The organism is Paracoccus sp. TOH (genome assembly GCF_030388245.1).
GTDB classification, from domain to species: Bacteria; Pseudomonadota; Alphaproteobacteria; order Rhodobacterales; family Rhodobacteraceae; genus Paracoccus; species Paracoccus simplex.
This window is the reverse complement of the sequence record NZ_CP098362.1, coordinates 403,122-422,243: the sequence shown is the minus strand read 5'-3', so window position 1 is coordinate 422,243 and position 19,122 is coordinate 403,122. Positions and strand designations below refer to the sequence as shown.

Below are 19,122 nucleotides of genomic sequence, written 5' to 3'. Positions count from 1 at the left end.
CCGGGTCTTCAGTCGGTCCGGGCCGCCTCCTCGGCTGCGCGTTTCTGCTCGGCCAGCAGCGGCTCGTAGCGCCGGTCGGTCAGGGTCTCGAGAAAGGCCACCAGCGCATCGACGCGGGCCTCGTCCAGCATCAGCCCGGATTGCAGCTCGGCCAGAGACAGGTTCTCGGCCACCTCGGGCGGACCCCAATCCTCGCCGGTCTCGGGATTGATGCGCGAAGCGGGCCGGCGGCTGGTATATTTGTTGTAGAATAGCACGGCGGTGCGCAGATCCCGAAACACGCCATTGTGCATATAGGGGCCGGTGACCGCGATGTTGCGCAATGTCGGCACCTTGATGCGCCCGGCCTGGGCCGGATCGTCGATCCCCGGCCGCGCCAGCAGCCCCCGGTCGACATGGTCCGCACCCAGACCGTTGGCGGCGCGGGCGGCCTGGTTCACCGGCACGCCGATATTGTGGAACTCGAAGCTGGTGAAGGTCTCGCGCTCGACCACGCCCTGCTTCTGCAGCTGGTGGCACAGCCGACAGTTCCAGGTCATGAAGACGGTATAGCCGAATTCCTCCTGCGCGGTCAGGCTGGCCTCGCCGCGCTGCCAGCGGTCGAAGCGGGAATCGAAGGGCAGGAACTCCTCGCCGTGCTGATAGGCGGCCAGGGCGGCGGTGGTATGCTCGAAGGCGCGGCCGACATCCTCCAGCGCATCGGGGCCGAACAGCGTCGCGAAACCGTCGCGATAGTCCGGATCGTCGCGCAGCCGTCCGACCACCGCCGCCTTGTCGGCCATCGCCATCTCGACCGGGTTCAGCATCGGCTGGCCAGCCTGATCCTGAAGATCGTCGGCACGCCCGTCCCAGAACTGGCCGCCCTTGTAGCGGCCCTTCTCGTCGCGGTGAAAGACCGGGCTCAGCGCCGCATAGCTCAGCGTCGGCGTGTTGCGGTCGCCGTAAGAGATGCCGTCGTCGCCCAGCGACACCGCCCGGCCCGCCGCGCCCTCGCGCGGGTCGGTGAAGGCCTGTTCCGGGTCGTGGCAGGTGGCGCAGGACTGCGTCCCGCCCCGCGACAGCGCCGGGTCGTGGAACAGCCGCCGGCCAAGCTCGGCCAGTTCCGGCGCCGCCTCGCCCGAGGGCAGGCGCTGGTCGCGCCCGGCCGCGGCACCCACCGTCACCACGGCACCGGCCAGCATCAGCGGCAAAAGCAGGGACGGCAGGGGATGAAAACGCGGCATGACGATCAGACCTCGACCCCCTGCCCCGCCGCCCCGGCACGGCAGGCGGCCAGGCTGCTGCGGGCGCGGATCTCGGCCGCGATCAGCCGATGCGCGACCAGATCCGCCAGATTGGCAAGCTGCGACAGGTGCTTTTGCGCCGGCAGACCGTCCGCCAGCGGCGCCAGCACCCCGTCGGGCGCGAACAGCCGGTCGTGATGCGGCCGCAGCACCGCGATCAGATCCGCAAGGCCAAGGCCCAGCAGATCCTCGGGGGCGTTCAGCGCGCCGGAATGGATCAGCATCTCCTCGCTGACCCGCAGGGCTTCCGCACCCGAGCGCGCCAGCGCGGCATGGCCGCTGGCGGCGGCGTGCAGCACGGCGAAGCCGGCCAGCAGGCGGCTGGCGGCATCGGGCGCATTGCGGGCGCGCTGGAACAGCCCGACGACCGGCGCCAGGTCCGGTTCGATCGGGGCCAGCGCGGCGAAGTCCAGCTGCATGGCGCTGGGACGGAAGGGCGTGCAGCGCCAGCGGGCGCCATGCGCCATGTCGGCGATGCGCCAGCCGGCGATGGCCATGCCGCGCCCGGTCTCGACCAGATAACGCTGGATGCGCCGCTCGATATCGGCATGGGCGCGGTCCAGCGCCTCCTCGGCCGAGGCGGCATCGAGCCGGCAGAGGATCTCGGCCAGCTTGCCGCCCTCGTTCCCGTGCAGGCTGATCCGCATTCCGCCCGCTTCCGGCCCCGCCAGCGGCAGGTCGCCGGGGACCAGCAGGTCCAGTTCCCACAGTTGGGTCACCGGATTGCGCAGGAAGAAGCCGACCAGGAATTCGCGCGTGCGGATGTCGGCCCGCGACAGGCTGATGCTGTCGCGGCTGCTTTCCGCCTTCAGCGCGGCGCGGATGTCATAGGGGATCCACATGGCCGGTTCCTTTCCCGCGATTCACTCGACGATCACCTTGGCGCGCATGAAGGGATGCGGGGTGCAGTGATATTCATAGGCCCCGGCCTCGTTGAAGGTGATGGAATAGGCCTGGTCCTTCTTCAGCATGTCGCCCTTGAAGGGCTCGTCGCCCACCTCGCCCTTCTTGAAGGCGACGTTGTGCGGCATGACTTCCTTGTTGATCCAGTAGACGGTGTCGCCGGGCTTCACCTTCAGCTCGGGCTGGTCGTATTTCATCTTGTCGATATTGACGACGATGGCATCGGCCGGGACTTCGGCGGCAGGCACCGCGGCCGCGTTGGGCACGGTGATCGCATCGGCCGCCAGGGTTGCGGTGGCGCCGGAGGCCGTCAGCATCAGGGCGGTCAGGACGGCCCGCGACTTCATTGCGAAATTCATGGAAAGCTCCTCTTCGGGGAAAGGGTGCCGGACGCGGCCGGGCTGGCCCGGGCGGAGGTCGCGTCCGGCAGGGATCGTCAGCTGGCCTTGCCGACGATGGGAGAGATGGTGCAGTGATAGGTCATGGCGTCATCCTCGGCGCCGAAGCACCAGATGATGTCATTGGCGAATTCCGGGCGGTAGACCGGCAGCTCGCCCTCGGTGTTCAGGCAGGGGCAGCGGCCCGAGACGTTCGCGCCACAGCAGTCGCGATAGGCGATCAGGTAGCTTTGCCCGTCGGTCGGGTTGTAGCAGCTGGCCACCCAGGACGCGGTGGCAAGTTTGGTGCCCGGCGGACAGTTGGTCAGCGAACCGCCCGAGCAGTCGCAGATGTTGCCGTCGATCGAGCAGTGCCGCCAGTAGTCGCAGGCCTGCACGTCATGGTCCTGCGGCTGCCATTTGGCGCGCGGGTCGGCGCCTTCCGGCGCCGAGGCCGCATTGGCGCGGCTGACGCGGCCGCGCCGGTCCACCGGCAGCAGCGGCACGATGGCCGCTCCGGCCAGCACCGTGCCGATCCGGCCGATGGCGCCGCGGCGGCTGGTGCGGCCGGCCACCCGGCGGGACAGTCTTTCGACCATGGCATCGAATCTGAAGTTCCCCAGCATCGTTGATCCTCCCTCAGCTTGGGTCGAGACGGGAACGGCCGGGTCAGGCCGCGTTCTTCTTGCGGCTGGCCATGAACTGCTGCAGCGAGGCAAAGCCGGTCTTGTCGGCTTCCAGCAGGCTTTCCAGGTGCTCGCGCGTGTTGGTCAGCCCCTTGGCCTTGATCTCGCCCTTGGCATCCAGCAGCACGCCATAGGGGATCTTGCCGACCTGGAAGGCCATGCCGATCTCGGCCGAGACGACATAGCGGATCTGGCCCAGCTCGTGGTTCTTGAGGAAGCGGGCGTGCTCCTCGGGGGCGCCGTCGCTGATCATCACCACGCCGATCTTCTCGGCCTTGGCGATGGACTTGATGATCGGGAACAGCTTGTCGCAGACCGGGCAGGTGGGCGCGGTGAACATCAGCAGCGTCGGCCGGCCTTCGGCCGAGGCGCCGCCGATATGCACCGAGCGGCCGAAATAGTCGGGCAGGTCGAATTCCGGCGCCTGGTCGCCGATATCCGGGCCGTGATCGGTGATCATGGCGCCCATGGGCGACGAGCGCTCGTGCAGCAGCCCGATCTGCCGCATCAGGCCCAGCATGACCACCGTCACGCCCAGGAAGGCGATCCAAAGCAGGATGTTCGAGGCAATCAGAAACGTCATGTCAGCGGCCTTTCGCTGTAGAGGTTGCGTTCTGCGTGGCGGAGAGCCCGCCCAGCAGCGATGCGCTGAAATAGAGAAGCATGAGCACCGCGCCGGCGATCAGACCGGTGGTCAGTTCGACCGCCCCGGCCGGGCGCGCGACCGGATGCAGCGCGGCCAGCGCCAGGGCCAGCCCGGTCAGCCCGGCGTTGCGGCCGACGAGCAGCCAGCTGATGTGCTGCTTCATGCCGCCGCGAAAGCAGCCGCAGTCGATCTGCGTGCGCCCGCGCAGCACGTTGACGGCGATGGCGAGACCGAAGACCGCCAGCAGCCCCGCCGCAGCGACGGCGGCGGGCCGGGCCAGCGCCGGGACCAGCAGGGCCACGGCGATGGCCAGCTCGGCCACCGGCAGCACCATGGCCACCGCGCGGCTGGGCCCGTCCGGCAGCAGGCGGAAATTCCGCACCACGCCGTAGAACTCCTCGATCCCGGTCAGCTTCGAGACCGCCGCGGTCGCAAACAGCGCCGCAAGGAAACTGCGCAGGGTCCAGAGGATCAGGGGTTCCTGCAAAAGCGCCGTCATCTCATGACTCCATGTCATGGGTCAGGAGGATCTGCGGACCGCGGCCCAGCTGGTTCACGCTGCGGAGTTCCTCGCCCGAGGCGGCATCGTAGATGTGCAGGGTCTGGCTGCCCGACGAGAGGCCATAGAGCAGCGGCTCGGCATCCTGGCTGACATTGATCGAGTCGATCTCGTGGCCCATCTCGATCTTGCCGATGCGCTCGCCGGTGGCGGCGTTCAGCACCACGACGAAGCGGCTGGCGGTCTTGTGCTTGTGCTGGTCGCGCTGGTCGACCAGCAGGAAGATGCGGTCCGAGCCGCGGTGATAGGCGACCTGCTGCCAGCCGCCCGGCGCCCAGCCGTCGGCGCGCTCGGCCTCGGTCAGCGCCTCGATCGGCTCGCGGAACTTGGGTTCCTCGGCGGTCAGGTCCATCTGGTAGATCTTGCCAGTATAGGTCGGCCAGACCAGCCGCCCGGTGCGGGTCGTATAGGCGGGGTGGTTGATCAGCAGCTCTTCCTCGGTGTGGAAGACCTTGCTGTTCGAGACCTTGGGCTCGGCCTCGGAAACATCGACCCGCGCCAGGCTGCCGTCGCGGCAGTTCATGTAGAACACCGTCGGGCTGGCCGGGAAGATGTGATAGCAGTCCGGCACGTCGACCATGCGGTCGAACTTCTTGTTCTCCAGATCGACGATGCCCACCGCGGGCGCCGGCGAGAACTGGTAGAACAGGAAGGACTTGTTGTCCGGCGTCAGCGCGTTCATCCACTGATAGGTGCCGACCAGGAAGCGCGCGTCCTTGGGCAGCTCGATATCGGCGGTGGGCTGCAGCGTCTCCGGATCGAAGACCTCGATGTAATCGGTGCGGGTGCCCCGGGCGATGCGCGAGAACACCGTGCTGGCCTGGGCAAAGAGCGAGCCGTCATCGGCCACCACCGGCTGCGGCAGGAAGCCGCCATCGGTCATGCCCAGCACCTCGCCGCTCGAACCGTCGATGACGAACTGCTGGGTGATGGCGGCGAAATGCGCCGGATCCTGCACATAGACGCGCCGGGCATCGGGCTTGGGCGCGTTCAGGATCACCGGCTCGTCGGCCTCGCCGGCGGCAAGTTGCTGCGCGGCCTCGGCGGCGGCGCGCTGGCCCTCGGTTTGGCCGGCCTCGGGCGTTTCAGCGGCAGCCGTGGCCGCGGCCGGTTCCGCCGCGCCGCTTTCCTGGGCCTGGACCATGGCGGGTCCGGCAGCCAGCAGGAAAGAGGTCGCGCACAGGCCCAGAAGCCTCGTGTCCTTGATGGTCGCTCTGCGTGAAAGAGCCATGGTTTCCTCCCTCGTGTGTATCCGACCCGGACCATCCGGGCAGCCGGATGGTGGGTCATGCAGAAAAACAGGGTAGTTCAGCGGATAGTCAGACCAGCGCCAGAACGGCGAACCCGGCCCCCAGCGCGGTCAGGATGGCGCCGTCCACGATGGCCGCGCGCTCCTGATGGCGGCCCAGCCAGGCCTGGATGGCGTAATCCGTCACCGGGAACAGGTTCACCGCCACCGGCAGGAAGCGCCCCAGATTGAACAGCGCGATGATGGCGATGGCCTCGGCGACATTGCCGGTCAGGATGGCGGCCGCCGTCATCATGTAAAGCAGCGGGGTCTGCACATAGGTCAGGTAGTCCAGGCCCAGCGACAGGCCGTAAAGCCCGCCGACCACCCATTTCGGAAAGCGCTGGCGCGCGTCATGCGGCACCTGCGCCCGACGCTGCGGATAGGGCACGCGCAGGAAGTCCAGCTGATGCGCCCCATAGGCCAGGCCGATCAGCGCCAGCACCGCCAGGCCGAAACCGGTGGCGAAGCCCGAGAACCCGGCCATCATGCCGATCGCCCCCAGCAGCGCGCCAAGGATCAGCGCGCCGGCGGCATAACCCAGCCCGTGCATGGCAAAGGTCGGCAGCCAGCCCAATAGCGCCTTGGCCCCCTTGCCGGTCGGCCGCAGCAACGAGATCGAGGAATAGCCGCAGGGCGACCAGGTGGAGAGCAGGCCGCCGGCAAAGGCCGCCAGGCCGATGCAGCCCCACAGCGCCATGCCCGAGCCCGCCTCGCTCAGCAGCAGGCCGCCGGCCAGCCCGGCCGCCAGGCTGAGGCCCAGCACGGCAAGGCGGCTGCCGCGCGAGAAACTGTCGGGAAAGACGTCGCAATCGGGGACGCCGACGGTCTCGCCCGTCTGCAACCGGAAATCATCAATGGAAGTCACCGCACGCCTCCTCTCGTTCGGTTCACGGGTCGTCGCGGCCTCCCGTCGCAGCGTCACAATACCGCTTGGACCCGTTTCAACCGCAGACTGCGTGCTGTTTCCCGAAGGTGAAATGAGTTTCTCTGCAGCCCGGGGCTGCGAAAATGCAGGAGCAAAGGGAATCCATTAAGCGCCTTGATTTATGAATTAAAAACAATTCATTGGCAAAAAAATCGAGAGTCGCGGAAAGCGGCGGGCAATTCATCCTTTGGTGGTGGATGCCTAGGCGTCCCGCCGTGCGGGGAACAGCGTGGCGCACCATTCGGACAGCCTGCGGGCCAGTTCGTCATTGCGCAGATGCGGCTGCGACAGCAGCCAGACCTCGCGCGTGATCGGCATCGGAGTGACGCTGACATCGTCCCGCCGAAGCAGGCCCTGCACCATCAGATCGGGCAGGATGCCGATGCCGCGCCCGCTGTCCAGCATGGCGCGGATCAGGTTCAGATTGGCGGTCTCGAGCCGGATGGCCCGGCCCCGGAACCTCGACAGCAGGCCCAGCATCTCGGGGGTGTCGGCCAGCATCTGCGGATAGGCGGCCAGCACCTCGGCTTCGGGCGCCAGGTCGCGCGGCCGGACCAGCGAGAAGCCGATCTCGCCGATCCGGCGCATCAGGAAGGTGCCGTATTTCGGCCGGCCCAGGCGCAGCGCGAAATCGGCCTCCCATCGCGACATCTCGACATTGTCGTCCGAGGTGTCGATGCTCAGCGACAGTTCCGGCAATTCCTGCAGCAGATGCGGCAGATGCGGCGCCAGCCAGTGTTCGGCGATGGCGGCCACGGTCGAGATGCGAAACACCCGGTCGGCATAGTCCTGCTGGCGCAGCGCCCGCTGGATGCGGGCGGCGGCCGCCTCCATCTCCTGCAGCGGGCGCAGGATGGCCAGGCAGCCGCCCGTCGGACGGCGCATGCCGTCGGCGGGCTCGAACAGCGGCATCTCCAGCCCCGCCTCGATCCGCGCCACCCGGCGGCCGACCGTGGTTTCGTCGATCTGCAGAAGCCGTGCCGCCCTGGCGAAGGAGCCGGTCTTGCAGATCGCGGAGATTATGCGGAAATCATCCCAATTCATCACGGTAGCGCCGCAACTGCCCAGTTTGTAAGCCCTTGGGCCGAATTGCCGGCCATGTAAAGGGGCGGGGCGGTCAGTCGGCCAGCGGGAAGCGGATCCGCGCGCAAAGCCCGCGCCCGCCCGCGCCCTGGTGCAGGCTCAGCGCGCCGCCGAACAGCCGGGCGATCTCCTCCACCACCGGCAGGCCCAGCCCCATGCCGGGTCCCTGGGTCTGGCCGCGGGCGAAGCGGCCCACGGCGGCGGCGCGGGCCTCGGCGGGAATGCCGGGCCCGTCATCCTCGACCTCGACCACAGCCGTGCCGGCCTCGCGCCGCACGCGGATGGTGACCACGGCGCCGCGGCCGGTATGCAGGATCGCGTTCGAGACCAGGTTTTGCAGCGCCTCGCCCAGCAGCAGCGGCTCGGCGCGGATGGGCAGCGGCCCCTGCCCCTCGAAGCCCAGGTCGATGCCGGATTCGGCGGCGGCGGGGATCTGGTCGGCAGCCAGGTCGCGGGCCAGCCCGGCCAGGTCGATGGGCGCCAAGGCCCGCCCGGCCGCCGCATCCACCTTGGCCAGCAGCAGCAGCTGGGCGAGGATGCGCTCGGCATGGGCGACGGCGGCATCGCCCTTGGCGGCGGCGGCCTGCGCCTCGGCCAGGGTCGGCGCCCGCGCCGCCAGCGCCAGCTGGGTGCGCACCACCGCCAGCGGCGTGCGCAGCTGGTGCCCGGCATTGCCGGTGAAGTTGCGCAGCCCGTCCAGCGCCGATTTCAGCCGCAGCATGAAGCCGTTGATGGTGCCGACCAGCCCGCGCACCTCTGATGGCACCGGCGTCTCGACCGGGCCCAGATCGTCGGGGCTGCGGGTGGCGATGGCCTCGCCCAGCCGGTGCAGCGGCCGCAGCGAGACGGTCACCGCGATGCCGACGATCAGCGCCGCGCCCAGCATCATCAGCAGCAGCCGCAGCGCCGAGCGCATCAGGATGGTGCGGGTCAGTTCCTCGCGCGCGCTGGTGGTCTCGGCCACGGTGACGATGAAGGGCACCTCGTCGATGCCGGTCGAGGCGGCGCGGGCCAGGCTGGCCACCCGCACCGGCTCGCCGCGGAAGCTGCCATCCGAAAAGGCCGGGTCGCCGCCCGGCACGGCCGCTGCCACCGGCAGGTCGCCATAGCCGGTGACCAGCCGTCCGGGCGGCCCGTCGACGCGATAGAACACCCGGTCCTCGGCCGCCGAGCTGAGCATTTCCAGCGCGCCATAGGGGATCTCGATGGCGATCAGCCCGTCCTCGTCCAGCGAGGCGCGCTCGGCGATCACCAGGGCCGAGCCGGCCAGCACCCGGTCCGCCAGCGCCGTTGCCATGCGCTTGGCCTCGCGCCAGGTATCGACCAGCGCCAGCGCCCCGAAGACCGCCGTGGCCACCAGCAGCCACAAAAGCAGCCGGCGGCGGATCGAGAAGGGGCGGCCCGGCGGATGCGCCCCGCGGGGCCCTGGCGGCGGGCCGGCGCTCAAGGTTCGGCCCGGTCCAGGAAATAGCCGATGCCGCGCGCCGTCCTGACCGTCAGCCCGGCCGGGGCCAGCCGCTTGCGCAGCCGGCTGACATATTGCTCAATGGCGTTGGCGGACAGATCGTCTTCCAGCGAGGTCAGCGACTGCACGATGCTTTCGCGCGGCACCACCTTGCCGGCGCGGGTGATCAGCAGTTCCAGCAGCCCGCGTTCGCGCGCCGGCAGGTCCAGGGCCTGCGCGCCCACCGCAAAGCTGCGGCTGTTCTGGTCGAAGGTCAGCCCGCCGAAACTGACCGTCGCGGTGCGCAGCCCGGCCTGCCGGCGCAGCAGCGAGCGGATGCGCGCCTCGAACTCGCCGATGTCGAAGGGCTTGATCAGATAGTCGTCGGCGCCCAGGTCCAGGCCGCGCACCCGCTCCTCGGGCGTGCCGCGCGCGGTCAGGATCATCACCGCGGCCGGGTTGCGCCGTGCCCGCATGGCGCGCAGCACCGTCAGCCCGTCCATCTGCGGCAGGTTCAGGTCCAGGATCACCAGGTCGAAACTTTCGGCCGCCGCCAGCGCCTCGGCCGAGGCGCCGTCATGCACCACGTCCACCGCATAGCCCGACTGGCGCAGCAGCTGTGCAAGCCCTTCGGCCAGCGAAAGATTGTCCTCGACCAGCAAGATGCGCATGCCGCCCCCTTCCGGCCGTCAGCCTAGCGGCGCGCGGGGGCCTTGTGAACCGGGCCAAGGTAGCCCAAGGCCGATGAACCGGCGGCTTGTGAACCGGGCGCGGCTCGGGCAATCTGGCCCGATCATGCGCCTGCCCGCCCTTCTGCCAGCCGTCGCCCTTGTCCTTGCCGCCGGGGCGAGCCTTGCCGAGACCACGCTTTTCCCACCCCCGTCCGGCCGGACGGACGAGGAGCTGCTGATCTATTCCTCGCTGGACAGCGACCTGGCCCGGCCGCTGATCGCCGCCTTCCAGAGGACGCATCCCGATCTGGCGGTGCGCTACGAGGATCTGCTGACCGGCGCGCTGCACGACCGCATCGTCGCCGAAAGCCAGGCGGCAAGCGAGGGCGGCGGCGGCGGCACCGCCGATTTCGTCTTTTCCTCGGCCATGGACCTGCAGGTCAAGCTGGCGAACGACGGCTTTGCCCGGCCGGTGGTCACGCCCGATACGGCGAACTGGCCCGACTGGGCGAACTGGCGCGACACCGTCTATGCGCTGACCTTCGAACCGGCGGTCTTCGCCTATCACAAGCCCAGCTTCGCCGGGCACCCGCCCCCCGCCACCCGCGCCGACCTGATCCGCTGGCTGGCCGAGCACCCCGAGGAAGCGCAGGGCCGCATCGGCACCTACGACCCGGCGCGCTCGGGCGTGGGCTACCTGTTCCTGGCCCGCGACCAAGAGCTTTATCCCGGCATCTGGGCGGTGGCCGAGGCGATGGGCCGCGCCGGGGTGCGCCAATACGCCACCACCGGCGAACTGCTGGAGCGGATCGCCGACGGCCGGCTGGCGCTCGGCTACAACCTGCTCGGCTCCTACGTGACCGACTGGGCGCGGCGGCATCCCGATATCGGGCTGATCCTGCCGCGCGACTTCACCGTCGTCGTCTCGCGCGTGGCGCTGGTGCCCACGGCCGCGCGCAATCCGGCGCGGGGCGCGGGCTTCCTGGCCTTCCTGATGTCGCCCGAGGGGCAGGAGCTGCTGTCCGAGACGCTGCGGCTATCCGCCGTCAGCCTCGAGGTGGCGGGCCAGCCGACGCCGGCGGGCGGGATGCAGGATCTGGCCGGGCTGCGGCTGAAGCCGGTGCCGGTCAGCCCCGGCCTGCTGGCCTATCTGGACCAGGCGACGCGCGCCCGGCTGCTGGCGCGCTGGAATCGCGCGCTGTCGGGCCGCTAGATTTTCTTCCGCCTTTTTCGCGGCATGTCAGGTCCGTGACAGGTTTCTGTGCTGGAAAGGGCGCAGGGTCCGGTTCCCGGGCTCACGGAGGACCGCCCGCATTCCGGGAGAGATGCGGGCCGCAGCCAGAAAAAACGGAAACGCGGCCGGCGCCGATGCGCCCGGTCGATGCGGAGGAAAACCATGAAGCATCTCGTTCTTGCCAGCCTATTCGCCGGCGCCGTCGCCATGCCGGCCATGGCCGATTACACCATCATCGCGCCGGCCAATCCCGGCGGCGGCTGGGACCAGACCGCGCGCACCATGCAGACCGTGCTGCAAGAGGAAGGCATCTCGAAATCGGTGCAGGTCCAGAACGTCCCCGGTGCCGGCGGCACCATCGGCCTGGCGCAATTCGCCAGCCAGAACAAGGGTAACCCAGACGCGCTGATCGTCGGCGGCTATGTGATGGTCGGCGCCATCCTGACCAACAACTCGCCCGTCTCGCTCAAGGACGTGACGCCCATCGCGCGGCTGACCGGCGAATACGAGGCGATCGTGGTCCCCGCCGCGTCCGAGATCCAGGACATGGCCGGGCTGATCGAAAAGCTGAAGGCCGATCCCGGCGCGGTCAGCTGGGCCGGCGGCTCGGCCGGCGGCACCGACCATATCGCCGTGGGCCTGATCGCCAAGGCGGCCGGCGTCGACCCGACCAAGATCAACTACATCGCCTATTCCGGCGGCGGCGAGGCGCTGGCGGCGATCCTGGGCAATCAGGTGACCGCGGGCATTTCCTCGCTGGGCGAGTTCGAGGCCCAGATCCAGGCCGGCACCCTGCGCCTGCTGGCGGTCAGCTCGCCCGAGCGGCTGGAAGGCGTCGATGCCCCCACTCTGCAAGAGGCCGGGCTGGACGTGACGCTGGAGAACTGGCGCATGGTCGCCGCCGCCCCGGGTCTTTCGGACGAGCAGAAGGCCAAGGTCACCGCCGATATCGAGAAGATGGCCAAATCGGAAAACTGGCAGAAGCAGCTGGCCGACAAGGGCTGGATGGACACTTGGCTGGCCGGCCCCGAATTCGAGGCCCAGCTTGACAAGGACGTCGAATCGACCGCCGCCATCCTCAAGGACATCGGTCTGGTGAAATGAGCGTCCAGCGCCATGAACAACCGCGCCGCCGGGATACGGCGGCGCTGGTGATCGCGGCCGGGCTGGCGGTGATCGGCGGCGTGATGCTGTGGGACAGCGCGCGCCTGGCCGATCTGGGCGGCTATTCGGGCGTGGGGCCGGCCAGCGTGCCGCGCGTCGTGGCCTGGGGCCTGATCGGCCTGGCCGGCTGGACCGCGGTCGAGGGGCTGCGCGGCGATTTCCCCCAGCGCCCGGCGCAGAACCCGGCGCCGGTGCTGTGGATCGTGGCCGGACTGGCCGTGCAGCTGATGCTGCTGCATGTCACCGGCTTCTCGATCGCCACCGGCATCCTGTTCGCCTTTACGGCCCGGGCCTTCGGCAAGCGCAACCTGGCCATGACCATTCCCATCGGCATCGTCTTCGCCTTCGTCGTCTGGACGATCTTCTCGCAACTGCTGATGCTGCACCTGCCCGCCGGGCCGCTGGAGCAGCTGTTCTTCCCGGGGGGCTGAGCCATGGGCGCCTTCGACTTCCTGCTGCAGGGGCTGGCCACCGCGGCCGACCCGATGCTGCTGCTTTACGCGCTGATCGGCGTGACGCTGGGCACCGCCGTGGGCGTGCTGCCCGGCATCGGCCCGGCCCTGACCGTGGCGCTGCTGCTGCCCGTCACCTACCGGCTGGACCCGGCCGGCTCGCTGATCATGTTCGCCGGCATCTATTACGGCGGCATGTATGGCGGCTCGACCACCTCGATCCTCTTGAACACGCCGGGGGAAAGCGCCTCGATCATCACCGCGCTGGAAGGCAACAAGATGGCCCGCAAGGGCCGCGGCGGGCCGGCGCTGGCCACCGCCGCCATCGGATCGTTCATCGCCGGGCTGATCGCGACGCTGCTGCTGGCCTTCCTGGCCCCCACCATCGTCAAGCTGGCGCTGGTCTTCGGCCCGCGCGAATATTTCGCGCTGATGGTGCTGGCCTTCGTCACCGTCTCGGCCGCCTTCGGCGAATCGGCGCTGCGCGGGCTGACCTCGCTGTTTCTGGGCCTGGCGCTGGCCTGCGTCGGCATCGACCAGCTGACCGGCCAGGCGCGACTGTCCTTCGGCGTGCCGGAGCTGCTGGACGGGATCGAGGTCACCACCATGGCCGTCGCCATGTTCGCGCTTGGCGAGGCGCTGTTCATCGCCGGCCAGCGCGTGCAGGTCGATGACGAGGTGACCGCCGTCAAGGGTTCGGTCTGGATGAACCGCCAGGACTGGGCGCGGTCGTGGAAACCCTGGCTGCGCGGCACCGTCATCGGCTTTCCCATCGGCGCCATGCCCGCCGGCGGGGCCGAGATCGGCACCTTCCTGTCCTATGCGACCGAAAAGAAGCTGACCAAGCACCCCGAGGAATTCGGCCATGGCGCCATCGAGGGCGTCGCCGGCCCGGAGGCGGCGAACAACGCCTCGGCCGCCGGCACGCTGGTGCCGCTGCTGACGCTGGGCCTGCCGACCTCGGCCACGGCGGCGATCATGCTGGCGGGGTTCCAGCAATTCGGCCTGCAACCGGGGCCGTTGCTGTTCGCGACCAACCCGACCCTGGTCTGGGGGCTGATCGCCAGCCTGCTGATCGCCAATGCCATGCTGCTGGTGCTGAACCTGCCGCTGATCGGGCTCTGGGTCAGGCTGCTGACCATTCCCAAGCCCTGGCTCTATGCGGGGATCCTGCTGTTCGCGACGCTGGGCACCATCGGCGCCAACCCCTCGACCTTCGAGCTGGGAATGCTGCTGGCTTTCGGGGTACTGGGCTATGTGATGCGGCTGTTCGGCTATCCCATCGCGCCCATCGTCGTCGGCCTGATCCTGGGCCCGATGGCCGAGCAGCAACTGCGCCGGGCGCTGTCGATCAGCCAGGGCGACTGGGTCTATCTGGTGCAGTCGCCCATCGCCGCGGTGCTGCTGGGGATTGCCGCGCTGGCGCTGATCGTGCCGCTGATCCTGCGGGCGCGCGGCAAGGGCCAGGTGCTGGCGCAACTGGCCGGCGACGAGGACTGAGGCCGGGCCGCAGCGGAACCGGGCCGCCATGATCTGAGGTCATGGCGGCCTTGACCAGATGCTGCGTTGCAGAAGCGGGCCGGCGCGCCCATCTGTCTGTCATCGAAACATTGACCAGACAGGCAAATCAGATGACTGCCCTTCAGTCCCTCCGCTCGTTCTTCGGCACCTTCCGCGCCGCCATCCATGCCGCGGCCGCGGTGGACATGCACCGCACCCCGGATGCCCGCGACCTGAAGAAACTCGGCATCTCGCAATCGGCATTCCGCAGCATCCATCTGTGATCACGGGCCGGCTTGCGGCATCAAGTTCCAATGCCGCCTTCGGGCGGCATTTTCATTTCCGGCCTCCGCCGGGCTGGTCCGGCCGAAACCGTCAGATGCTGCGTTCGCGGCGCAAGGGCTGGCAGGACCAGCGGGCGATGCGCCAGTTCGGATGCGTCTCGACCCATCGCGCCAGCGCCGGCTGCGCGCCGTGCATGCAGACCATGGGCGTCATCTCGGTATAGATCAGGCTGTGTTCCCGGCAATCGGCCCGGGTGCCGCTGATACAGGCGATGAAGACGAGTTCGATCATGGCCAGCCCCGTCGAGTCGTTCCTGGCTTCCTGAATCATTGTCGCGCTTTTCCGGCCCCGCCGCCACCTTTTCGGCCGCGGATCGCGCCCGCGCACCGGCCGTCTGCCGTTTCCCCGGGCAACCCGGCGGGCAACCGGCTGAAGCCGGCTCAGCCCTTGCGGCCCGCGCCCTTGGCCCGCCCCGCGACCGTCACGGAAACTTCACCGCAATGCCGAAGAACTGAAACATCGACGGCCTATCAGCCCCGTGGACGACGAAAAGGGGCCATCGGTGCTTGAAGTCAGGAACGTGACCAGGATTTTCGGCCGGAAGGCCGCGGTGGACGATGTCAGCTTCTCGGTCGGGGGGCCCGCCTTTGTCGGCGTGATCGGCCGGTCCGGTGCCGGGAAATCCACCTTCCTGCGCATGATGAACCGGCTGACCGATGCCAGCGCCGGGCAGATCCTGGTCGAGGGGCGCGACATCCTTTCGCTGCGCGGCGCGGCCCGCCGGCAATGGCAAAGCGATTGCGCGATGATCTTCCAGCAGTTCAACCTGGTGCCGCGCATGGACGTGGTGTCAAACGTGCTGCACGGCCTTCTGAACCGCCGCTCGACCATGGCCACGATGTTCAACCTGTGGCCGCGCCAGGACATCCTGCGGGCCATCGCCATTCTCGAACGGCTGGGCATCGCCGAACAGGCCCCCAAGCGGGCCGAGGCGCTGTCGGGCGGTCAGCAGCAACGCGTCGCCATCGCCCGGGCGCTGATGCAGGACCCGCGGATCATCCTGGCCGACGAACCCATCGCCAGCCTCGACCCGATGAATGCGCAGGTGGTGATGGACACGCTGAAACGCATCAATGTCGAGGACGGCCGCATGGTGCTGGCGAACCTGCACACGCTGGACACCGCCCGGCGCTATTGCGACCGGGTGATCGGCATGCGCGACGGCCGCATCGTCTTCGACGGCACGCCCGACCAGCTTTCGACCGGCGTGGCACGCGACATCTACGGCGCCGATGACAGTTTCAACGAGGACGCCACCTCGACCTCGATCCCCGCCGACATGGCCCCGGACGACGCCTATGCGGCGCGAATGCTGGCCTGAATCCGCCCCGGCCAGCCGGCCGCGGTACCACCACCCCATGGAGAGACCATGAAAACCCTTGCCTTGGCGCTTGCCGCCGCCACCGCCCTGACCCCGATCGCCGCCGCCGCGCAGGAGATCAAGCAATTCAACATCGGCATCCTGGGCGGCGAGAACGCCCAGGACCGCATGAGCTCGAACGAATGCTACCGCGCCGCCATCGAGCAGGCCCTGGGCGTCCCGGTCAAGGTCTTCACCCCGGCCGATTACGACGGCGTGATCCAGGGCCTGCTGGGCGGCACGCTGGACCTGGCCTGGATGGGCGCCTCGGGCTATGCCAAGATCTACCTGACCGATCCGCAGGCCGTGACGCCGGTGCTGACCAAGCAGAACATCGACGGTTCGACCGGCTATTACTCGATCGGCCTGGCGCGCAAGGACAGCGGCATCACCTCGATCGCCGATGCCAAGGGCAAGCGCTTCGCCTTTGCCGATCCGAACTCGACCTCGGGCTACCTGGTGCCGGGCGCCGAGCTGACCGGGCAATACGGCCCGCTGGACGAATATTTCAGCGAGGTGCGCTTCTCGGGCGGGCATGAGCAGACCATCGTCGGCGTCGCCAATGGCGATTTCGACGCCGGCGTGACCTGGGCCGACGGCCTGGGCGACTGGGAGGACGGCTACAATTCCGGCGCGCTGCGCAAGGCCGCCGATGCTGGGCTGATCGACATGAACGACATGGTCGAGATCTGGAAGTCCAAGCTGATCCCGGAAGGCCCGATGGTGGTGCGCAACGCCCTGCCGCAAGAGGTCAAGGACAAGGTGATCCAGCTGACCGCCGACCTGCACGAGACCGACAAGACCTGCGCCTTCGGTGTCGCCCATGGTGAGGCCAAGGATTTCGTGCCGGTCGATCACAGCGCCTTCGAGGGCGTCGTCGCCGCCCGCAAGCTGGAAGAATCGAACAGCTGACCGGCCCTTTCCGTCCCCTGGCCGCGTCCGGCACCGGGCGCGGCCATCCGCTTTCCGACCCCGAGGAACACATGGCCGACACCGCCTTCGGACCGCCGCCCGACCCCCGGCTCGGCCAGGTCGAGACCGCCTATCTGGAGCTGACGCGCCGGCGGCGCATGTATGGCGGCATCCTGCTGATCCTGTTCGTGGCGCTGATGGCGTCCGGCTTCCGGCTGGCCGAGTCGCGCAATGCCGGCGGCTTCATCGACGGGCTGCCGATGCTGCTGTCTTTTCCGGCCGAGGTTTTGTCCGAGGCCTGGCGCAACCGCGCCAACCTGCCCCGCATGTTCCTCGAACACTTGCCCTCGCTGGTCGAGACGGTGAACATCGCCGCCGTCTCGACGCTGCTGGGCGGGCTGGCGGCGATGCTGCTGGCACTGCTTTCGACGCGCGGACTGGCCCGCTGGCCGCGGCTGACGCCGCTGTTCCGGCGGATGATGGACGCGACCCGCGCCATTCCGGAAATCGTCATCGCGCTGATGCTGATCTACATTCTGGGCGGCGGGCCGGTGCCGGCGGTCGCCGCCATCGCCCTGCATACCGGGGGCGCGCTCGGCAAGCTGTTTTCCGAGGTGGCCGAGAATGCCGATCCGAAGCCGGTCGAGGGCCTGGCCTCGGTCGGCGCCACCTGGGGACAGCGGATGTGGCTGGGCGTCCTGCCGCAGGTGGCGCCGAACTGGCTGTCCTATGCGCTGATGCGGTTCGAGATCAACGTGCGGGCCAGCGCCATCCTGGGCTTCGTCGGTTCGGGCGGCATCGGCTATGACCTGAAGATCGCCATGCAATGGGGCCAGGGCCGCTATGACGAGGTGGTGGCGATCTTCCTTTTGCTGTTCGTGACCATCGTGGCCATCGACCGGCTGTCCGACCACGCCCGCGCCCGCCTGGTGAAAGGCCGCAACGCATGACCGATGCAACCCTGATGCCCGCGACCCATCCCGCCGCGCCGATCCTGGCGGGTTTCGCGCGCCGCCGGACGATCTCTTTCGCGGTGCCGCTGGCCATCCTGGCCTATCTGGCCTATGCCGCCGTCGCCTTCGACCTGGCGGGACTGGCGGGCCGGGCGCGGATGGACAATGCCGCGGTGCTGATGTCGGATTTCTGGCGCCACAAGACCCATGTCACCCGCGACAACCGCAGCGGCAAGCTGACCGTCGCCGTCGAGGGCGAGGCCAAGGGCATCTGGCCCGAGGGCCGGCTGCCCGATTTCGTTGCCAGCGCCGGCGACACCACCACCATCGACCTGGGCCAGGGCCATCGTGTGATCTATGACGGCCAGGGCGCGCGCTATATCCACCCCGACGCCGGCACCATCGCCATCCGCCCGGACGGCGACCGGCTGCTGCTGGATGCGCCGCAGCCGCTGCCCGACTGGATCAACGCCTCGGACAGCCGCGTCAGCATCACCACCCCGGCCGGGCGCTTCGCCTATACGCGCAGCAAGGTCGAAACCTTCCGCTATTCGGCCGGCTGGCCGCTGTTCTTCTTCACGCTGGACAGCCCGTTCGCGCATATGAGCTGGCCGGAGCTGGCCGCCTCGGCGCTGTGGGAGGAACGGCTCGATCCCGGCCGGCCGAACATCACCGCCATGGCCCATGACTTCTGGACCAACAGCATGTGGCGGCATGGCGACGTGATCTGGGCCATGTTCGAGACGGTGCTGATGGCCTTCCTGGGCACCTTCGGCGCGGCGATCATCTCGCTGCCGCTGGCCTTCATGGCGGCCTCGAACATGAACCCCTTCGGCGTGCTGCGCTTCGGCCTGCGCCGGATCTTCGACTTCATCCGCGGCGTGGACGCGCTGATCTGGACCATCGTGCTGGCGCGCGCCTTCGGCCCCGGCCCGATGACCGGCGCGCTGGCGATCCTGCTGACCGATACCGGCAGCTTCGGCAAGCTGTTCTCGGAGGCGCTGGAGAACATCGACGAGAAGCAGGTCGAGGGCATCCGCTCGACCGGCGGCAACGCGCTGCAGCGGGCGCGCTTCGGGGTGATCCCGCAGGTGACGCCGGTGCTGCTGTCGCAGGTGCTGTATTTCCTGGAATCCAACACCCGCGGCGCCACGGTGATCGGCGCCATCGTCGGCGGCGGCATCGGCCTGCTGCTGACCCAGGCCATCCAGACCCAGAAGGACTGGGAGGACGTGGCCTATTACATGGTGCTGATCGTGCTGACCGTGATCGCCATGGACAGCCTGTCGGGCTGGCTGCGCCGCAAGCTGATCAGGGGCGCGTAAGCCGCGCCC

General features: G+C 68.9%; 21 protein-coding genes. 9 read left to right on the top strand and 12 right to left on the bottom strand.

Features of this window, described 5'->3' with window-relative positions:
* Positions 1-8 precede the first annotated feature (8 nt).
* The 11 genes from NBE95_RS19070 to NBE95_RS19020 form a co-directional block, all read right to left on the bottom strand.
* On the bottom strand, positions 9-1,223 hold the full coding sequence (locus NBE95_RS19070; protein ID WP_289896038.1) for a cytochrome c peroxidase: 1,215 nt from the start codon (positions 1,221-1,223) through the stop codon (positions 9-11).
* Positions 1,224-1,228: 5 nt separating this feature from the next.
* A complete protein-coding gene (mauJ, locus tag NBE95_RS19065; protein ID WP_289896037.1) occupies positions 1,229-2,125 on the bottom strand; it encodes a methylamine utilization protein MauJ in 897 nt (298 codons plus the stop codon).
* 21 nt (positions 2,126-2,146) lie between these two features.
* A complete protein-coding gene (locus NBE95_RS19060; protein WP_289896036.1) occupies positions 2,147-2,545 on the bottom strand; it encodes an amicyanin in 399 nt (132 codons plus the stop codon).
* A 77-nt stretch (positions 2,546-2,622) separates the two neighbouring features.
* A complete protein-coding gene (gene mauA / locus NBE95_RS19055) occupies positions 2,623-3,189 on the bottom strand; it encodes a methylamine dehydrogenase (amicyanin) small subunit (RefSeq protein ID WP_289896035.1) in 567 nt (188 codons plus the stop codon).
* Positions 3,190-3,232: 43 nt separating this feature from the next.
* On the bottom strand, positions 3,233-3,832 hold the full coding sequence (gene mauD, locus NBE95_RS19050) for a methylamine dehydrogenase accessory protein MauD (protein WP_289896034.1): 600 nt from the start codon (positions 3,830-3,832) through the stop codon (positions 3,233-3,235).
* A gap of 1 nt (position 3,833) precedes the next feature.
* On the bottom strand, positions 3,834-4,394 hold the full coding sequence (locus NBE95_RS19045) for a MauE/DoxX family redox-associated membrane protein (protein ID WP_354670378.1): 561 nt from the start codon (positions 4,392-4,394) through the stop codon (positions 3,834-3,836).
* A 1-nt stretch (position 4,395) separates the two neighbouring features.
* Positions 4,396-5,598 carry a methylamine dehydrogenase (amicyanin) large subunit gene (gene mauB, locus NBE95_RS19040; RefSeq protein WP_354670377.1) on the bottom strand — a complete coding sequence of 401 codons (1,203 nt, stop codon included), beginning with the start codon at positions 5,596-5,598 and terminating at the stop codon, positions 4,396-4,398.
* A gap of 175 nt (positions 5,599-5,773) precedes the next feature.
* A complete protein-coding gene (locus NBE95_RS19035) occupies positions 5,774-6,610 on the bottom strand; it encodes a methylamine utilization protein MauF (protein ID WP_289896031.1) in 837 nt (278 codons plus the stop codon).
* A gap of 261 nt (positions 6,611-6,871) precedes the next feature.
* Positions 6,872-7,714 (bottom strand): LysR family transcriptional regulator, encoded by an 843-nt coding sequence (locus tag NBE95_RS19030; protein ID WP_289896030.1) that lies wholly within the window; start codon positions 7,712-7,714, stop codon positions 6,872-6,874.
* 73 nt (positions 7,715-7,787) lie between these two features.
* Positions 7,788-9,200, bottom strand: coding sequence for a sensor histidine kinase (locus NBE95_RS19025; RefSeq protein WP_289896029.1), 1,413 nt, complete (start codon positions 9,198-9,200; stop codon positions 7,788-7,790).
* The gene (locus tag NBE95_RS19020) at positions 9,197-9,868 is read right to left on the bottom strand and encodes a response regulator transcription factor (RefSeq protein WP_289896028.1); all 672 of its coding nucleotides are present in this window, start codon (positions 9,866-9,868) and stop codon (positions 9,197-9,199) included. Before NBE95_RS19020 ends, NBE95_RS19025 begins: the two co-directional genes overlap by 4 nt.
* Positions 9,869-9,992: 124 nt before the next feature.
* On the opposite strand from NBE95_RS19020, the gene NBE95_RS19015 reads away from it, so the two are divergent.
* The 5 genes from NBE95_RS19015 to NBE95_RS18995 all read left to right on the top strand — a co-directional run bounded on the left by NBE95_RS19015 (position 9,993) and on the right by NBE95_RS18995 (position 14,502).
* Positions 9,993-11,081: an ABC transporter substrate-binding protein gene (locus tag NBE95_RS19015; protein ID WP_289896027.1), complete on the top strand. Its 1,089-nt coding sequence runs from the start codon at positions 9,993-9,995 to the stop codon at positions 11,079-11,081.
* Between the two features lie 183 nt (positions 11,082-11,264).
* Positions 11,265-12,206 carry a tripartite tricarboxylate transporter substrate binding protein gene (locus tag NBE95_RS19010; RefSeq protein ID WP_289896026.1) on the top strand — a complete coding sequence of 314 codons (942 nt, stop codon included), beginning with the start codon at positions 11,265-11,267 and terminating at the stop codon, positions 12,204-12,206.
* Positions 12,203-12,697, top strand: coding sequence for a tripartite tricarboxylate transporter TctB family protein (locus NBE95_RS19005; protein WP_289896025.1), 495 nt, complete (start codon positions 12,203-12,205; stop codon positions 12,695-12,697). Before NBE95_RS19010 ends, NBE95_RS19005 begins: the two co-directional genes overlap by 4 nt.
* Before the next feature lie 3 nt (positions 12,698-12,700).
* The gene (locus tag NBE95_RS19000) at positions 12,701-14,218 is read left to right on the top strand and encodes a tripartite tricarboxylate transporter permease (protein WP_289896024.1); all 1,518 of its coding nucleotides are present in this window, start codon (positions 12,701-12,703) and stop codon (positions 14,216-14,218) included.
* Positions 14,219-14,349: 131 nt separating this feature from the next.
* Positions 14,350-14,502: a hypothetical protein gene (locus tag NBE95_RS18995; RefSeq protein WP_289896023.1), complete on the top strand. Its 153-nt coding sequence runs from the start codon at positions 14,350-14,352 to the stop codon at positions 14,500-14,502.
* A gap of 91 nt (positions 14,503-14,593) precedes the next feature.
* On the opposite strand, the gene NBE95_RS18990 is transcribed toward NBE95_RS18995, so the two are convergent.
* Complete coding sequence (locus NBE95_RS18990) at positions 14,594-14,833, bottom strand: hypothetical protein (protein ID WP_289896022.1); 240 nt, start codon at positions 14,831-14,833, stop codon at positions 14,594-14,596.
* Positions 14,834-15,065: 232 nt separating this feature from the next.
* On the opposite strand from NBE95_RS18990, the gene phnC reads away from it, so the two are divergent.
* The 4 genes from phnC to phnE (NBE95_RS18970) all read left to right on the top strand — a co-directional run bounded on the left by phnC (position 15,066) and on the right by phnE (NBE95_RS18970) (position 19,113).
* The gene (phnC, locus tag NBE95_RS18985; RefSeq protein WP_289896532.1) at positions 15,066-15,884 is read left to right on the top strand and encodes a phosphonate ABC transporter ATP-binding protein; all 819 of its coding nucleotides are present in this window, start codon (positions 15,066-15,068) and stop codon (positions 15,882-15,884) included.
* Between the two features lie 48 nt (positions 15,885-15,932).
* Complete coding sequence (gene phnD, locus NBE95_RS18980) at positions 15,933-16,835, top strand: phosphonate ABC transporter substrate-binding protein (RefSeq protein ID WP_289896021.1); 903 nt, start codon at positions 15,933-15,935, stop codon at positions 16,833-16,835.
* Positions 16,836-16,906: 71 nt separating this feature from the next.
* Positions 16,907-17,785 (top strand): phosphonate ABC transporter, permease protein PhnE, encoded by an 879-nt coding sequence (phnE, locus tag NBE95_RS18975; protein ID WP_289896020.1) that lies wholly within the window; start codon positions 16,907-16,909, stop codon positions 17,783-17,785.
* Positions 17,782-19,113, top strand: a complete 1,332-nt coding sequence (phnE, locus tag NBE95_RS18970) for a phosphonate ABC transporter, permease protein PhnE (RefSeq protein ID WP_289896019.1) — start codon at positions 17,782-17,784, stop codon at positions 19,111-19,113. The genes phnE (NBE95_RS18975) and phnE (NBE95_RS18970) overlap by 4 nt, the downstream gene beginning before the upstream one ends.
* Positions 19,114-19,122 lie beyond the last annotated feature (9 nt).

Bases quoted from the DNA above. Each gene is read 5' to 3' on its own strand.
- NBE95_RS19070 (WP_289896038.1), bottom strand. From the start codon at position 1,223: ATGCCGCGTTTTCATCCCCTGCCGTCCCTGCTTTTGCCGCTGATGCTG.
- mauJ (WP_289896037.1), bottom strand. From the start codon at position 2,125: ATGTGGATCCCCTATGACATCCGCGCCGCGCTGAAGGCGGAAAGCAGC.
- NBE95_RS19060 (WP_289896036.1), bottom strand. From the start codon at position 2,545: ATGAATTTCGCAATGAAGTCGCGGGCCGTCCTGACCGCCCTGATGCTG.
- mauA (WP_289896035.1), bottom strand. From the start codon at position 3,189: ATGCTGGGGAACTTCAGATTCGATGCCATGGTCGAAAGACTGTCCCGC.
- mauD (WP_289896034.1), bottom strand. From the start codon at position 3,832: ATGACGTTTCTGATTGCCTCGAACATCCTGCTTTGGATCGCCTTCCTG.
- NBE95_RS19045 (WP_354670378.1), bottom strand. From the start codon at position 4,394: ATGACGGCGCTTTTGCAGGAACCCCTGATCCTCTGGACCCTGCGCAGT.
- mauB (WP_354670377.1), bottom strand. From the start codon at position 5,598: ATGGTCCAGGCCCAGGAAAGCGGCGCGGCGGAACCGGCCGCGGCCACG.
- NBE95_RS19030 (WP_289896030.1), bottom strand. From the start codon at position 7,714: ATGAATTGGGATGATTTCCGCATAATCTCCGCGATCTGCAAGACCGGC.
- NBE95_RS19020 (WP_289896028.1), bottom strand. From the start codon at position 9,868: ATGCGCATCTTGCTGGTCGAGGACAATCTTTCGCTGGCCGAAGGGCTT.
- NBE95_RS19015 (WP_289896027.1), top strand. From the start codon at position 9,993: ATGCGCCTGCCCGCCCTTCTGCCAGCCGTCGCCCTTGTCCTTGCCGCC.
- NBE95_RS19010 (WP_289896026.1), top strand. From the start codon at position 11,265: ATGAAGCATCTCGTTCTTGCCAGCCTATTCGCCGGCGCCGTCGCCATG.
- NBE95_RS19005 (WP_289896025.1), top strand. From the start codon at position 12,203: ATGAGCGTCCAGCGCCATGAACAACCGCGCCGCCGGGATACGGCGGCG.
- NBE95_RS19000 (WP_289896024.1), top strand. From the start codon at position 12,701: ATGGGCGCCTTCGACTTCCTGCTGCAGGGGCTGGCCACCGCGGCCGAC.
- NBE95_RS18995 (WP_289896023.1), top strand. From the start codon at position 14,350: ATGACTGCCCTTCAGTCCCTCCGCTCGTTCTTCGGCACCTTCCGCGCC.
- NBE95_RS18990 (WP_289896022.1), bottom strand. From the start codon at position 14,833: ATGATTCAGGAAGCCAGGAACGACTCGACGGGGCTGGCCATGATCGAA.
- phnD (WP_289896021.1), top strand. From the start codon at position 15,933: ATGAAAACCCTTGCCTTGGCGCTTGCCGCCGCCACCGCCCTGACCCCG.
- phnE (WP_289896020.1), top strand. From the start codon at position 16,907: ATGGCCGACACCGCCTTCGGACCGCCGCCCGACCCCCGGCTCGGCCAG.
- phnE (WP_289896019.1), top strand. From the start codon at position 17,782: ATGACCGATGCAACCCTGATGCCCGCGACCCATCCCGCCGCGCCGATC.